This is a genomic window from Streptomyces sp. NPDC096048 (assembly GCF_044763415.1).
Taxonomy (GTDB): domain Bacteria; phylum Actinomycetota; class Actinomycetes; order Streptomycetales; family Streptomycetaceae; genus Streptomyces.
Genome location: NZ_JBIWGG010000016.1, coordinates 12701 through 26587, shown reverse-complemented (window position 1 = coordinate 26587; position 13887 = coordinate 12701). Strand labels below are relative to the sequence as shown.

Here is a 13887-nt window from a genome sequence, read left to right as displayed (position 1 = left end):
TGTCACGGCGCTGTGCGAAGCAGCCTGCGGAGGGCCCTCGGCTGTCCGTCGGTTGTGTAACGGAAGCAGGAACCGGGTGAAACGGCAGACCACTTGGGGATAATAGTAGGCGATTTGTCCGAAACGGAGGCCGTCACAGAAACCCCTGCCACGGCTGTGCCGCCGCTGTACGTCAGCTCAGCGGCAGCCGGTACAGCCCGTCCGCCAGCGGCTCCACCAGACCGTCGGCGACGAGGCCGTCCAGGGCCCGGGCGCGCTGGACCGGCTCGTGCCACACCTGGTCGAGGACCGCCTGCGGCACCGGCCCGTGCGTGTCCCGCAGTACCGCGAGCAGCCGGCCGCGCACCTGCCGGTCGGTACCCGCGTACGTCTGGCCGCGCCGTGGCGGCCCGTCGTGCGCGGGCTTGCCCGCCAGCCGCCAAGCGCACCGGTCCGCGATCGGGCAGCGGTGGCACGACTCGTTCTTCGCGGTGCAGACGAGCGCGCCCAGCTCCATGGAGGCGGCCGCCCAGCGGGCGGCGCTCGCCTCGTCGTCCGGCAGCAGCGCCCGCGCCAGCTTCCGCTCGGCGGCGGTGGTGGCGTTCGGCGGGTACTGCGCACCGGTGACCGCCCGGGCGAACACCCGGCGGACGTTGGTGTCCAGTACGGCGTGCCGCTGGCCGTAGGCGAAGGAGGCGACCGCGGCGGCCGTGTACTCGCCGATGCCGGGCAGCGCCAGCAGCTGGGCGTGGTCCGCCGGCACGTCGCCGCCGTGCCGTTCCGTTATGGCCGCGGCGGCGCCGTGCAGGCGCAGGGCACGGCGCGGGTAGCCGAGCCGGCCCCAGGCGCGGACGGCCTCGCCGGGCGCCTCCGCGGCGAGGTCGGCGGGGCGCGGCCAGCGGGCCAGCCACTGCTCGTAGACGGGAAGGACGCGGCTCACCGGCGTCTGCTGGAGCATGAACTCACTGACCATCACACCCCACGCGCCGACCTCCGGGCGCCGCCACGGCAGATCGCGGGCGTGCTCGTCGAACCAGTCGATGACGGGGGCGTGCAGCGGCACACCGGACGCGGCCCGCTCACCGACCGGGACGGCGGCGGGAGCCGGGGCACCGGAGGCGGTGGCGGGAGCCGGGGCACCCGAGGCGGCGGCGGGGACCGGGGCACCGGAGGCGGCGGGAGCCGGGGCACCCGAGGCGGCGGCGGTGGCCGGGGTCGCGGCGGGGTCGGAGGGGCCGTTGTGCGAGGGCTTCGTGGGCGCAGTCATGACCCTCCGATCCTGCCACGGGAGGACCACCGCACGGGCGCACCGCCACCCGGTATCGGCCACGCCCCCTGACGATCGGCAGGGGCGCCGCCCCGCCGCCCGCTTGTAGCGTCGGCTCCGTGAACGGAACCCGCCCGGCCGACGACGCGAGGGCCGGCGGCGGGCGCGTCGCCCGAGGCGCCGGGCCCGCCCGCCTCGCCCCGCTCGGCAGAGGTGCCCTCCTCTGGGCCGCCCTCGCCCTCCCCGCGGTCACCGCGGACCGGCTCGGGATGAACGAGCCGCGGCCCCTGTGGCAGCAGCTGGCCGGCCTGGGTGTGCTCGCCGCGGCCGTCGCGCTCTCCCGGCGGCAGCCGCTCGCCGCCTTCGCGCTGACGGCGGGCCTGAGCCTCATCGCGACCCCGGCTCTGTTCAGCGTCTCCTACGGCCCCGCCCTCGCCGTCTTCGCCCTGCTGCTCGGCCTGCGCGCCCGGCGGCCGCGCCCCGCGGCGGTCGGCTTCGTCGGTGTCGGCGTCGCCGGCACGGCGCGGATCGCGCTGGTCGGAGTCGATCCGGCGCCCGAGTGGCTGGTCCTGACCGGCACCCTGCTCTTCGGCTGTGTGTTCCCCTGGCTCGGCGGACGCTACTGGCGGCAGAGCCGGGCGCTCGCCGAGGCCGGCTGGCTCCGGGCCGCCCGGCTGGAGGACGAGCAGCGGCATGCCGAGGAACGGGCCAGGCTGCGCGAACGGGCCCGGATCGCCCAGGACATGCACGACTCCCTCGGTCACGAGCTGAGCCTGCTCGCCCTGCGCGCCGCCGCCCTCCAGGTCGCACCGGGCCTTGCCGCCGACCACCGCGCCGCCGCGGCCGACCTGCGCGTCGCCGCCGCCGACGCCACCGACCACCTGCACCGCATCATCGGCGTACTGCGCGACGTGTCCGTCCACGACGAACCCGCACCGCTGACCCCGGCGGGCGAGAGCGTCGAGGACCTCGTCGCCCGGGCCGCGGAATCGGGCCTCCCCGTCCGCTGGGAACCGCGGGACGCCGCCGCCCCGCCCCCGGAGCCCGGCGGCATCACCGAACGCCTGCTGCACCGGGTGGTGCGCGAGGCCCTGACCAACGCGGCCCGGCACGCGCCGGGCGCCCCCGTGGTCGTGGCGGTCACCGGGCAGGCCCACGGTACGACGGTCACCGTCACCAACGGACCGGCCGCCCAGGAGGCGTCCCCTTCGGCGGGCGGTTCGGGACTGCTCGGGCTGCGCGCCGCCGTCGCCTCGGTCGGCGGCGACTTCAGCGCGGGGCCGCACGGGGACGGCTTCCGCGTCCGTGCGTACGTCCCCGCACAGCGGACACCCGCCCCCGCCTCCCGGCCCGCCCCCTCGGCGCCCTTCACCCGCGCCCGCCGCCGTGTCGCCCTCGGCCTGGGCGCCGCCGCCGGTGGGGGCGTCGTCCTGGTCGGGGCCGCCTTCGGCTGGTACGCGTACACCGAGACGCACTCGGTGCTCAGCCCCGCCGCGTACGCGGAACTGCGCCCGGGCACGCCCTACGACGCCATCGCCCCGGTACTGCCGGACCGCGCGGTCGGCGACCCGCCCGTCGAACGCGCCCCCGCGCCCCCGGAGGACGCCGACTGCCGCTACTACCGGTCGAGCGGCGAACTCCTCGTCTCCGTCGACCACTTCCGCCTCTGCTTCGACGAGGAGGGGCGGCTGGCCGCCAAGGACGTCATCCCCCGCGCCGGACCGTCCGGCGAGGGACACGAGCCGTACGAGCGACGTGAGGAGTCCGCACGGTGATCCGGGTACTGCTGGCCGACGACGAGGCGATGGTGCGGGCCGGCGTGCGTGCCATCCTGGCGAGCGGCGGGGAGAGCGAGGTCGTCGCCGAGGCGGGGGACGGCCGCGAGGCGGTCGAACTGGCCCGCGCCCACCGCCCCGACGTCGCCCTGCTGGACATCCGCATGCCCCGCCTGGACGGACTCGCGGCCGCGCGGGAGATCGCACGGACCGTCCCCGGCACGGCCGTCGCCATGCTGACCACCTTCTCCGAACAGTCCTACGTGGCCCAGGCCCTGACCGGCGGCGCCACCGGCTTCCTGCTCAAGTCCGGGGACCCCTACGAACTGATGGCGGGCGTACGGGCCGTGGCCGAGGGCGCCGCCTTCCTGTCCCCGAAGGTCGCCCGGTACGTCGTCGAGGACCTCGGCAGGGGCGGCGGCCGGCTCGCCCGCGAGGAACACGCCCGCGCGCGCGTGGCGCGCCTCAGCCCCCGCGAACGCGAGGTGCTCGGCCTCGTCGGCGCCGGCCTGTCCAATCCGGAGATCGCCGCCCGGCTGCATCTCGTCGAGGGCACGGTGAAGGCGTACGTGAGCGCGGTCCTGGACCGGCTGGAGGTACGCAACCGGGTCCAGGCCGCGATCGTCGCGTACGAGGCGGGACTGGTCGAGACGGACGCCTGACACCTGACCGCGCGACCGCCGGCCGCCTGACCGCATGACGCCTGACCGCGCGAACGCCTGGCCGCCTGACGCCTGACCGCCTCAGCGCCGCCGGTGCGAGGTGACGTACGTGGCGGTGGGAGCGGCTGCCGGGCCCGGCCCGGTCAGCCACCGCACCGCGGGCGCCGACGACGCGCGCATCGCCTCGGCCAGCCGCGTCGCCGGTCGCCTGCCCAGGAGTACGGCCGTGGCGGCGACGACGGCGCCGAGCAGCAGCCCGGCGGCGACGTCGTGCGGGTAGTGCACGCCGACGAAGACCCGGGAGAAGGCCATCAACAGGGCGAGCGGGGCCGTCAGCCAGATGACCGCCCGCCGGACCAGGGCCAGGGTGACGGCCGAAGCGCCCGCTATCGTCGCGTGGTTGCTCGGGAAGGACCAGTCACCGGTCGGTGGGCACGCGGCCAGGGACGGCACCGCTTCGGCGACCGCCCGGCACGGACGCTCCTGCGTGAAGCCGGACTTGAGCAGCTCGCTGCACACGTACGCGACAGCCGTGGCCAGGGGTGCAAGGACCGCGATCGCGAACCCGCGCGGGCCGTCGCGGCGCGACCGCCACCACGCGACGACGAACAGCGCGCCGAACACCAGGATCCCCGCCTCCGTCCCCACCTCCGCCGTGTGCTGCACCCACGTCGGGGTGTCGTGGGCGAAGCCGGTGATGTCGCGGTACAGCTCGTCGTCCTTGAAGGTCATGCTCACGGACGGTAGGCGGCCGGGCGATTCGGTCACACCCTGCGATCGACACGTGCGGCACCTGACGATCGGCAGGGGTCCGGGGCGGTCTCCGGAATGATGATCCGTAAAAGTTGCGGGCCTGAACGGCGGGTGGGACAAGGGAACGCGCCGATCTCTCGTACAGTTTGCGCCGTGGGATCTCTGCGCAATCCGGTCGGGCCGCTTCCCTCCTCCATCTACTGGCGACGGAGGGCCGTACTGCTGTCTCTGTTCGCCCTGTTGGCGCTATTGATCACGTGGATCGTGGTCGCCGGCGGCGGTGACGGTGGCAAGGGCCGCGAGAACGGCGCCGACGGCAAGAACCCGGCACCTTCGATCACTCCGGGACCCTCGGGTTCCGGGCCGGCGATCAGTGAGGCGCCGGGTGGGCGCGACGAGTCGGGGAGTGGTGACTCCAGCGGTTCGGGTTCGGGTTCGGGCTCCGGGGGCGGCGACGGGTCCGGTTCCGGCGGCGGTGAGTCCGGTGGCGACGGCGACGGGTCCGGTGGGTCGGGCAGTGCCGGCGGCGGTTCCACGGGCGGGGCGGCGACCGGTGTGGGCGCGGGTGACGCGCTGCCGGATGGCTCCAGCCTGCCCAACTGCACCCCGGGCGCGGTGAAGTTGAGCCTGCGCAGCGTCCGCAACAACTACACGCCCGGTCAGACCCCCACCTTCGAACTGACCGCGCGGAACACCTCCGGTGGCGACTGCAAGATCGATCTCGGCCCGAAACACCCGGTGTTGACGATCACGCCGGCCGAGGGCGACGACGCGTACTGGTCCTCCGACGACTGCGTCAAGGGCGCGGGGAGCCTGCGGTACCGGGTGGCCGCCGGCAGCGGCATCGCCTACACCGTGAAGTGGGACCGCAAGCCGAGCGCCCCCGAGTGCGGGACGCCTCCGGCGGGGTCGGCCAAGCCGGGGACGTACCTGGTGGAGGCCAAGGCGACCGGGTTCGAGAAGGTGCGGACGTCGTTCGTGCTGAAGAGCGACTGAGCCCCCGACGAGGCCCGGCGCCGACACGGCCCCGGCCGCGCCGACTCGTACAGCATTGCTCGCACGGCACTGCTCGCACGGCACTGCTCGTACGGCAGTGCTCAGACGTACCGCTCCAGGATCGACGACTCCGCCAGCCGCGACAGACCCTCCCGCACGCTGCGCGCACGCGCCTCGCCGACGCCGTCCACCGTCTGGAGGTCGTCCACGCTGGCGGCGAGCAGCTTCTGCAGGCCGCCGAAGTGCTCCACCAGCCGGTCGATGATCGCGCCGGGCAGCCGCGGGACCTTCGCCAGCAGCCGGAAGCCGCGCGGCGACACCGCCGAGTCCAGCGTCTCCGGCGAGCCGGTGTATCCCAACGCCCGTGCCACCGTGGACAGTTCGAGCAGCTCGGCGTGGCTGAGCTTGTCCAGCTCGGCAAGCGCCTCCTCGACCGTACGGGAGCGCTTCGCGGTCGGCTCGGGCACGTAGTCCCGCACCACCAGCTCCCGCTCCGGCTCCACGCCGGCGATCAGCTCGTCCAGCTGGAGCGCCAGCAGCCGCCCGTCCGTCCCCAGCTCGACCACGTACTCGGCGATCTCGGTCGCGATCCGGCGCACCATCTCCAGACGCTGCGCGACCGCGGAGACGTCCCGGACGGTGACCAGGTCCTCGATCTCCAGCGCCGACAGCGTGCCCGCGACCTCGTCGAGGCGGAGCTTGTAGCGCTCCAGGGTCGCCAGGGCCTGGTTGGCGCGGGACAGGATCGCCGCGGAGTCCTCCAGCACACGCCGCTGGCCGTCGACGTAGAGCGCGATCAGCCGCATCGACTGCGACACGGAGACCACGGGGAAGCCGACCTGCTTGCTGACCCGGTCCGCCGTACGGTGCCGGGTGCCCGTCTCCTCCGTGGGGATGGTCGGGTCCGGAAGCAACTGCACGCCGGCCCGCAGGATCTTGGACAGGTCCGAGGACAGCACGATGCCGCCGTCGAGCTTGCACAGCTCGCGCAGCCGGGTCGCGGTGAACTCGACGTCCAGCACGAAACCGCCGGTGCACATCGACTCGACGGTCTTGTCGGACCCCAGCACCATCAGGCCGCCGGTATTGCCGCGAAGGACCCGCTCCAGGCCGTCCCTCAGAAGCGTGCCGGGCGCCACGGCGCTCAGGGAGGCGCGCATCAGCCCATCGGCGCCGGCACTCCCACCGGACTTTCCGGGAGCTGCTGCCCGGTCGTTGGCTGCCACTGCACTCCTCCGGTCGCAGGTTCTTCAGGCGCTCCCCTGTCGCACACTCGGTCGTACGGACGGGCGAGACCAGGGCAAAGTCTACCGGCGGTCCTCCTCCTCCCGTGGGGCCTCTCGCCGACGCGAGCGCGGAAGCACCCGCAGGGCGTCCCCTATGTCCGCGACTTCCAGGACCTTCATGCCGTCGGGGACCCTGCCGGGATCGGTCGGCACCAGGGCGTGCGTGAAGCCCAGGCGGTGCGCCTCGGAGAGTCTGCGCTGCACGCCGGTGACCCGTCTCACCTCACCGGCGAGGCCGACTTCGCCGATCGCGACGAGGTTCTTGGGCAGCGGGGTGTCGCTGGCGGCCGAGGCGAGGGCGAGCGCGACGGCGAGGTCGGCGGCCGGCTCGGACAGCTTCACACCACCGACCGTCGCGCTGTAGATGTCCCTTTTGCCCAGGGCGCTGATGCGGCCGCGCTGCTCCAGGACGGCCAGCATCATGGACACGCGGGAGGTCTCCAGACCGGAGGTGGTGCGCCGGGGGGACGGGATCTGGGAGTCGACCGTGAGCGCCTGCACCTCGGCGACCAGCGGGCGGCGGCCCTCCAGGGTGACGGTCAGGCAGGTGCCGGGCACAGGCTCCGCGCGGCGGGTGAGGAAGAGTCCGCTGGGGTCGGTCAGGCCGGTGATGCCCTCGTCGTGCAGCTCGAAGCAGCCGACCTCGTCCGTGGTGCCGTAGCGGTTCTTGACGCCGCGGACCAGCCGCAGGCGGGCGTGCCGGTCGCCCTCGAAATGCAGCACGACGTCCACGAGGTGCTCCAGCAGCCGCGGACCGGCGATGGCCCCGTCCTTCGTGACGTGTCCCACCAGCAGGGTGGACATGCCGCGGTCCTTGGAGGCGCGGATCAGCGCGCCCGCCACCTCCCGCACCTGCGCCATGCCGCCGGGGGCGCCGTCGATCTCGGGCGAGGCCACCGTCTGCACGGAGTCGAGAATCAACAGCGACGGCTTGACCGCGTCCAGATGCCCCAGCACCGCCGCCAGGTCGGTCTCGGCGGCGAGGTACAGATGGTCGTCGATGGCCTTGATGCGGTCGGCGCGCAGCCGCACCTGGCTCGCCGACTCCTCACCCGTGACGTAGAGGGTTTTGTGCTCCTCGCTCGCCGACTTGGCCGCCACGTCGAGCAGCAGCGTGGACTTGCCGACGCCGGGCTCGCCCGCGACGAGCACCACGGCGCCGGGCACCAGCCCGCCGCCGAGCACCCGGTCCAGCTCGGGCACGCCGGTGGAGCGGGCGGTGGCCTGCCGCCCGTCGACCTGGCCGATGGGCAGGGCCGAGGTGGTGACGCGCCCCGGCGTGGTCGTCCGCACCGCGGGCGCGCCGTACTCCTCGACCGTCCCCCACGCCTGGCACTCGGGACAGCGGCCGAGCCACTTGGCCGTCTGCCAGCCGCACTCGGTGCAGCGGTAGGACGGCCGTTCCTTGGTGGACTTCGCACGGGCAGCCATGCACGAACCGTAACCGCCCCCACTGACAACCCCTGCCGCGGCGAGGCGGAGCGGGCCCGCAGCGGGATGGCGGAGCGGAACCACGACCGCTGACGGGCACCTGTCCCGGCGCGGCCCCGACCCACCCCGGACCCCGACACGCGAGCCCCGCACCCACCCCGCCGCCCGACCGCCCCGCACAGGCCACCCGGCACCCCGTACGGGCCACCCGGCACCCTGAACCGGCCGCGGAACATCAGCTTCCTGTCCCCTTATGAGGGATCGTTTCACCCGTACGGATTAAAAGGGCCCAATGCGCCAGTTCGCGCCACCCATAGCCCCCTACGGTCGCCGGGTGATGAGGAGCAGTCCGGAGACCACGACCCGCACGACCGGCGCACACCGGGCGCACCGGGAAGCGCGTGACCGCACCGCGGCGCGCACGCTGGCGCAGCGACCCCCCGCGCGCTACGACGCGTATCTGGACGGCCTGTTCACGTACTGCCTGTCCGTGCTCTGCGACCACGACGCCGCGACCGAAGCCCTGGGCGACGTCCTGGCGCTCGCCGAGCGCCGCGGCCACCGCGGCCCGGCAGCCGCCGGGGACCGCAGGGCCTGGATGTACGCGCTGGCCCGCTGGGCCTGCCTGCGCAAGCTGGCCGAGGCCAAGCAGAAACGTCCGAGCAGCCACGCGGCGGGCCGCCCCCACACCGTCCGCCAGCGCACCGCGCAGCAACAGCAACAGCCCGCACCCCCGCCCCCGCCCCCGCCCTCGCCCACCGCGCACGACGGACGCGACGCGCACGACGGACGCGACGGACGCGACGGAAACGACGACCAACAGCAGCGCCACCGCCGCGAACTCGCCCTCCTCGCCTGGCCGGAGGCCGCCGGCACCACCCCGGAGCAGCGCGAGGCCCTCGAACTCGCCGTGCGCCACCATCTCGCCGCCCACGAGGTCGCCGCCGTCCTCGGCATGGACCTGGCCGCCGCCCGTGAACTGCTCGCCTCCGCCGCCTGCGAGGTCGAGCGCACCCGCGCCGCCCTCGCCGTCGTCGAGACCGGCACCTGCCCGGGCGTCGCCCGCCTCACCGGCGACAGCCAGTACGTACTGAGCACCGCCCTGCGCCGCGAGCTGGTCCGGCACGTCGACGACTGCCCGCGCTGCCGCCGTACCGCGGAGCGCGCGATTCCGGGCCGCTGGCCCGGCACGAGCGTGACGCCCGCCGAGCTGCCCGTCCTGGAGGCCCCCCGCGCGGCGCTGCACGTCGCCATGGCGCACCTCCCGCGCGCGCGGAGCGCCGCACCCCGCTTCGACCGGCGCGGCTTCCCGATGGACCCCAAGGACCGCGCGGCCAGGCGCGACCGCCTGCGCGCGCGTGCCGTCACCACGACCGTCGTAGCCACCGTCGTCGCCGCTCCCGTGCTCGCCCTGTGGGCGGCCTACCGCGGCACCCCGGTCGTCGAGGGCGAGGACGGCCGCTCGGCCAGCGCCAGCGAGGCGCAGGGGCCCGACGGCATGGACGGCGAGTCCGCGGGCGGCGGCCACGGCTACGAGAACACGGGCAACGCGAGTACCGCCCCCGGCCCCCGCTTCGGCGGAAACGGCAAGGCCGACGTCTCCGTGGAGGTCGTCAGCGTCTCCGGCGCGGGCGGGAAGGGCGCCGATCACCTGGAGGTCACGGCCGGCCACGACGGCGACACCACGCTCGTCACCCTGACCGCGACCGGCGACGCACCGGTGCGCTGGTCCGCGTCCACCGGCGCCTCATGGCTGTACCTGAGCCAGGCGTCGGGCACCCTCGACCCCGGCGAGACGCTGACGATCAAGGTGTACGTCGACCACCTGCGGGAACCGTCCGGCCACTGGAGCGCACGGGTGGCGGTCGCACCCGCCGGCGCCGTCGTCTCCATCGAGGGCTACGGCACCGCGCCCAGCCCCTCCCACCCGGACCCGCGCCCCAGTAAGCCCGACGACTCCCCGCCCCCGTCCGACCCCGGTCCGGACCCGGACCCGTCCCCGTCGACCTCGGCGCCTCCCGACCCGACCCCCACGGACGACCCGCCGCCCACGTCGCCCGACCCGGACCCGACGCCCACCGACGGCCCGTCGCCCACCGGCGGCACGGGCGGCTCGGCACCGCCGCCCGGCGAGGGCGACGACCCGGCCCCGACCACCTCGTAGCCCGGGATTCATCGAACGGGCTCAGCGAACGGGCTCAGCGCACGAGGTTCAGCGAACGGGCTCAGCGCACGAGGTTCAGCGCGCCGGATCCGCCGGATGCGGCGCCACCAGCGGCAGCTGCGAGGCCAGCCGCTCCTCGCACAGCTCGACCAGCCGGTCGTACCCCGCCTTGCCCATCAGCTCGATCAGCTCCGGCCCGTACGAGACGTACACCGGGTCGCCCGCGCCGTGCGCCGAGGTGGCCGAGGTGCACCACCAGTGCAGGTCGTGCCCGCCCGGCCCCCAGCCGCGCCGGTCGTACTCACCGATCGACACCTGCAGCACGCGGGTGTCGTCGGGCCGGTCGATCCACTCGTACGTCCGCCGGACCGGAAGCTGCCAGCACACGTCCGGCTTGGTCTCCAGCGGTTCGCGGCCCTCCTTCAGGGCCAGGATGTGCAGCGAGCAGCCCGCGCCCCCGGCGAAGCCGGGCCGGTTCTGGAAGATGCACGAGCCCTGGAAGGGGCGGGTCTGCCGGGAGCCCTCGTCGTCCTCGGAGATCCAGCCGTCCCGCGTGCCCTCGGCATGGTGCTGCCAGACGTCCGGCGTGAGCCGCGCCACGTGCTCGGCGACCCGCTTCTCGTCGTCCTCGTCGGAGAAGTGGGCGCCCAGCGAGCAGCACCCGTCGTCCGCGCGGCCCGCCTGGATGCCCTGGCAGCCGCTGCCGAAGATGCAGTTCCAGCGGGAGGTCAGCCATGTCAGATCGCACCGGAAGACCTGCTCGTCGTCCGCCGGATCCGGAAACTCCACCCACGCGCGCGCGAAGTCGAGGCCCTTCTCGTCGCCCATTTTGTGCTTCTTGTCCTTCTTGGTCGACTTTTCGTCCTTCGCCTTTTTCGTCTTTGGCACGGCTCCAGGGTAAGTCGCCCGGGCCGGATGACGGCACCGCCGCACTCTCCGCTGGCAGTAGCGTTCCGTACATGAGACTCGGTGTCCTCGACGTGGGTTCGAACACGGTGCATCTGCTGGTGGTGGACGCACACCCGGGCGCGCGCCCGCTGCCCGCCCACTCGCACAAGGCGGAACTCCGCCTCGCCCAGCTCCTCGACGAGGACGGCGCGATCGGCGCCGACGGCGTCGACCGGCTGGTCGCGGTCGTCCGGGAGGCGCTCCAGGCCGCGGAGGACAAAGGCGTCGAGGACCTCCTGCCGTTCGCCACCTCCGCCGTGCGCGAGGCGAGCAACGCCGACGACGTCCTCGCGCGCGTGCGCGAGGAGACCGGCGTCGAGCTGGCGGTCCTCAGCGGCGCCGAGGAGGCCCGGCTCACCTTCCTCGCCGTCCGCCGCTGGTTCGGCTGGTCGGCGGGCAAGCTGCTGGTCCTCGACATCGGCGGCGGCTCTCTGGAGATCGCCTACGGCATCGACGAGGAGCCCGACACCGCCGTGTCGCTGCCGCTCGGCGCGGGCCGGCTGACCGCCGCCCGGCTGCCCGGCGACCCGCCCCACCCGGACGACGTCAGGGCGCTGCGCCGCCACGTCCGCACCGAGATCGCCCGCACGGTCGGCGACTTCAGCCGCTTCGGCGCCCCCGACCACGTGGTCGCCACCTCCAAGACCTTCCGGCAGCTGGCCCGCATCGCCGGCGCCGCCCGCTCCGCCGAGGGCCTCTACGTCCAGCGCGAGCTGAAGCGGGCCTCGCTGGAGGCCTGGGTGCCCCGCCTGGCCGCCATGACCACCGCCGAGCGCGCCGAACTCCCCGGCGTCTCCGAGGGCCGCGCGAACCAGCTCCTGGCCGGCGCCCTGGTCGCCGAGGCCGCGATGGACCTCTTCCACGTGGAAAGCCTGGAAATCTGCCCATGGGCGCTCAGAGAGGGCGTGATCCTGCGACGGCTCGACCACATGGGCCAGGGATGACGCGCCCGAAGGGGCGCGGGCGGCCACGAACCGTCGCGCACCCGCGTACGGCCATCACCACAACGCCGAAGAGGCCCCCCGCAGACACCCGGCCGCACCCCGTAACCTGACCCCCGTGGCAGAACCAAGGGACGTAGTCCGCATCCCGGATGCGAAGGTCGCCCTGTCGACGGCTTCCGTCTACCCGGAGTCGACGGCGACGGCCTTCGAGATCGCCGCACGCCTCGGCTACGACGGAGTCGAGGTCATGGTGTGGACCGATCCCGTCAGCCAGGACATCGACGCGCTGCGCAGACTCAGCGACTACCACCGCATGCCGATCCTGGCCGTGCACGCGCCCTGCCTGCTCATCACCCAGCGCGTCTGGTCCACCGACCCCTGGGTCAAGCTCCAGCGCGCCCGCGCCGCCGCCGAGAGACTCGGCGCGAGCACCGTAGTGGTCCACCCCCCGTTCCGCTGGCAGCGGCAGTACGCCCGGGGCTTCGTCAGCGGCATCTGGCGGATGGCGGACGAGACGGACGTCCGGTTCGCCGTCGAGAACATGTACCCCTGGCGCTACCGCGACCGCGAGATGCAGGCGTACGCCCCCGACTGGGACGTGACGAAGGAGGACTACCGTCACTTCACGATCGACCTCAGCCACGCCGCGACCTCCCGTACCGACACCCTCGACATGCTCGACCGGATGAGCGACCGCCTCGGCCACGTCCACCTCGCCGACGGAAAGGGCTCCGCCAAGGACGAGCACCTCGTCCCCGGCCGCGGCAGCCAGCCCTGCGCCGAGGTACTGGAACGCCTCGCGCACATCGGCTTCGACGGCCACGTCGTCATCGAGGTCAACACCCGTCGCGCGATGTCCAGCGCCGAACGTGAGGCCGATCTCGCCGAGGCACTGGCCTTCACCCGCCTGCACCTGGCGTCGGCGGGCGCACCGGGCCCGGCGGGGAAGGCGCACCGGCGGTGAGCGACGCGGGCGGGGGGACCCGCCGCCGCGGCCGCCCCCCGCGCACGGAGTCCGCGGGCACCCGCGACCGCATCCTCACCGCGGCCCGGGAGGAGTTCTCCGAGCGCGGCTACGAGAAGACGTCCGTACGCGGCATCGCCAAGGCGGCGGGCGTCGACCCGGCACTGGTGCACCACTACTTCGGCACCAAGGAGCAGGTCTTCGAGGCGGCGATCGAGGTCGCCTTCGCACCGGTCCTCGGAGCCCCCGAGACGATCGGTGACGGCCCTCTCGACGGGGTCGGCGAACGGCTCACCCGCTTCTTCTTCGGCCTCTGGGAGAACCCGGCCACCCGTACTCCACTGCTGGCCATCGTCCGTTCCGCCCTGAACAACGAGACCGCCGCCGCCGTCTTCCGCCGCCTGATCGCCGCCCAGCTGCTGCGCCGCATCGCGGCCCGGCTGGACCTGCCGGACGCGGAGCTGCGCGCCGAGCTGGCGGCCGCGCAGCTGGTGGGGTGCGCCGTGCTCCGTTACGTGATCAAGGCGGAGCCGCTGGCCTCGGCGGACCCGGAGCGGATCATCGCCCGCCTGGCACCGGTCGTACAGGGCCACCTCACCGGCCCCTGAGGTCACTTTCAGTCGCCGTCGGCGAGACGTGCATCCCGCATTACGGACACCCTGTCCCGGCCCCTGGATGACCGGCGTACGCTCGACGACAGTCATTACCCTCCGAAGGA

General features: G+C 74.1%; 12 protein-coding genes. 7 read left to right on the top strand and 5 right to left on the bottom strand.

What is annotated here, in order from left to right:
- Positions 1-172: 172 nt before the first annotated feature.
- Positions 173-1246, bottom strand: coding sequence for an A/G-specific adenine glycosylase (locus ACIQ6R_RS34190; RefSeq protein ID WP_404225715.1), 1074 nt, complete (start codon positions 1244-1246; stop codon positions 173-175).
- A 119-nt stretch (positions 1247-1365) separates the two neighbouring features.
- Between ACIQ6R_RS34190 and ACIQ6R_RS34185 the strand changes: the two genes are divergently transcribed.
- Positions 1366-3021, top strand: coding sequence for a sensor histidine kinase (locus tag ACIQ6R_RS34185; protein ID WP_404225713.1), 1656 nt, complete (start codon positions 1366-1368; stop codon positions 3019-3021).
- Positions 3018-3683 (top strand): response regulator, encoded by a 666-nt coding sequence (locus ACIQ6R_RS34180; protein WP_404225712.1) that lies wholly within the window; start codon positions 3018-3020, stop codon positions 3681-3683. The genes ACIQ6R_RS34185 and ACIQ6R_RS34180 overlap by 4 nt, the downstream gene beginning before the upstream one ends.
- An 81-nt stretch (positions 3684-3764) precedes the next feature.
- Here the strand turns inward: ACIQ6R_RS34180 and ACIQ6R_RS34175 are convergent, their stop codons facing one another.
- Positions 3765-4415, bottom strand: coding sequence for a phosphatase PAP2 family protein (locus ACIQ6R_RS34175; RefSeq protein ID WP_404225710.1), 651 nt, complete (start codon positions 4413-4415; stop codon positions 3765-3767).
- A gap of 174 nt (positions 4416-4589) precedes the next feature.
- Here ACIQ6R_RS34175 and ACIQ6R_RS34170 point away from each other — a divergent pair, with 174 nt between their 5' ends.
- On the top strand, positions 4590-5432 hold the full coding sequence (locus ACIQ6R_RS34170) for a hypothetical protein (protein ID WP_404225708.1): 843 nt from the start codon (positions 4590-4592) through the stop codon (positions 5430-5432).
- A 101-nt stretch (positions 5433-5533) separates the two neighbouring features.
- Here the strand turns inward: ACIQ6R_RS34170 and disA are convergent, their stop codons facing one another.
- The gene (disA, locus tag ACIQ6R_RS34165) at positions 5534-6658 is read right to left on the bottom strand and encodes a DNA integrity scanning diadenylate cyclase DisA (protein WP_121748391.1); all 1125 of its coding nucleotides are present in this window, start codon (positions 6656-6658) and stop codon (positions 5534-5536) included.
- Between the two features lie 81 nt (positions 6659-6739).
- The gene (radA, locus tag ACIQ6R_RS34160) at positions 6740-8149 is read right to left on the bottom strand and encodes a DNA repair protein RadA (RefSeq protein WP_404225706.1); all 1410 of its coding nucleotides are present in this window, start codon (positions 8147-8149) and stop codon (positions 6740-6742) included.
- Between the two features lie 337 nt (positions 8150-8486).
- On the opposite strand from radA, the gene ACIQ6R_RS34155 reads away from it, so the two are divergent.
- Entirely contained in the window at positions 8487-10313 is a 1827-nt protein-coding gene (locus ACIQ6R_RS34155; RefSeq protein WP_404225704.1) for a hypothetical protein, read from the top strand.
- 75 nt (positions 10314-10388) lie between these two features.
- Here the strand turns inward: ACIQ6R_RS34155 and ACIQ6R_RS34150 are convergent, their stop codons facing one another.
- The gene (locus ACIQ6R_RS34150; protein ID WP_404225702.1) at positions 10389-11201 is read right to left on the bottom strand and encodes a hypothetical protein; all 813 of its coding nucleotides are present in this window, start codon (positions 11199-11201) and stop codon (positions 10389-10391) included.
- A 71-nt stretch (positions 11202-11272) separates the two neighbouring features.
- Between ACIQ6R_RS34150 and ACIQ6R_RS34145 the strand changes: the two genes are divergently transcribed.
- The 3 genes from ACIQ6R_RS34145 to ACIQ6R_RS34135 all read left to right on the top strand — a co-directional run bounded on the left by ACIQ6R_RS34145 (position 11273) and on the right by ACIQ6R_RS34135 (position 13777).
- Positions 11273-12205 carry a Ppx/GppA family phosphatase gene (locus ACIQ6R_RS34145; RefSeq protein WP_404186558.1) on the top strand — a complete coding sequence of 311 codons (933 nt, stop codon included), beginning with the start codon at positions 11273-11275 and terminating at the stop codon, positions 12203-12205.
- Between the two features lie 115 nt (positions 12206-12320).
- Positions 12321-13169 (top strand): sugar phosphate isomerase/epimerase family protein, encoded by an 849-nt coding sequence (locus ACIQ6R_RS34140; protein WP_404186560.1) that lies wholly within the window; start codon positions 12321-12323, stop codon positions 13167-13169.
- The gene (locus ACIQ6R_RS34135) at positions 13166-13777 is read left to right on the top strand and encodes a TetR family transcriptional regulator (protein WP_404186562.1); all 612 of its coding nucleotides are present in this window, start codon (positions 13166-13168) and stop codon (positions 13775-13777) included. Before ACIQ6R_RS34140 ends, ACIQ6R_RS34135 begins: the two co-directional genes overlap by 4 nt.
- Positions 13778-13887: the final 110 nt, after the last annotated feature.

What these genes read in the sequence shown, in the direction of transcription:
- ACIQ6R_RS34155 (WP_404225704.1), top strand. Translation starts at nt 8,487, where the DNA reads ATGAGGAGCAGTCCGGAGACCACGACCCGCACGACCGGCGCACACCGG.
- radA (WP_404225706.1), bottom strand. Translation starts at nt 8,149, where the DNA reads ATGGCTGCCCGTGCGAAGTCCACCAAGGAACGGCCGTCCTACCGCTGC.
- ACIQ6R_RS34190 (WP_404225715.1), bottom strand. Translation starts at nt 1,246, where the DNA reads ATGACTGCGCCCACGAAGCCCTCGCACAACGGCCCCTCCGACCCCGCC.
- ACIQ6R_RS34145 (WP_404186558.1), top strand. Translation starts at nt 11,273, where the DNA reads ATGAGACTCGGTGTCCTCGACGTGGGTTCGAACACGGTGCATCTGCTG.
- ACIQ6R_RS34175 (WP_404225710.1), bottom strand. Translation starts at nt 4,415, where the DNA reads ATGACCTTCAAGGACGACGAGCTGTACCGCGACATCACCGGCTTCGCC.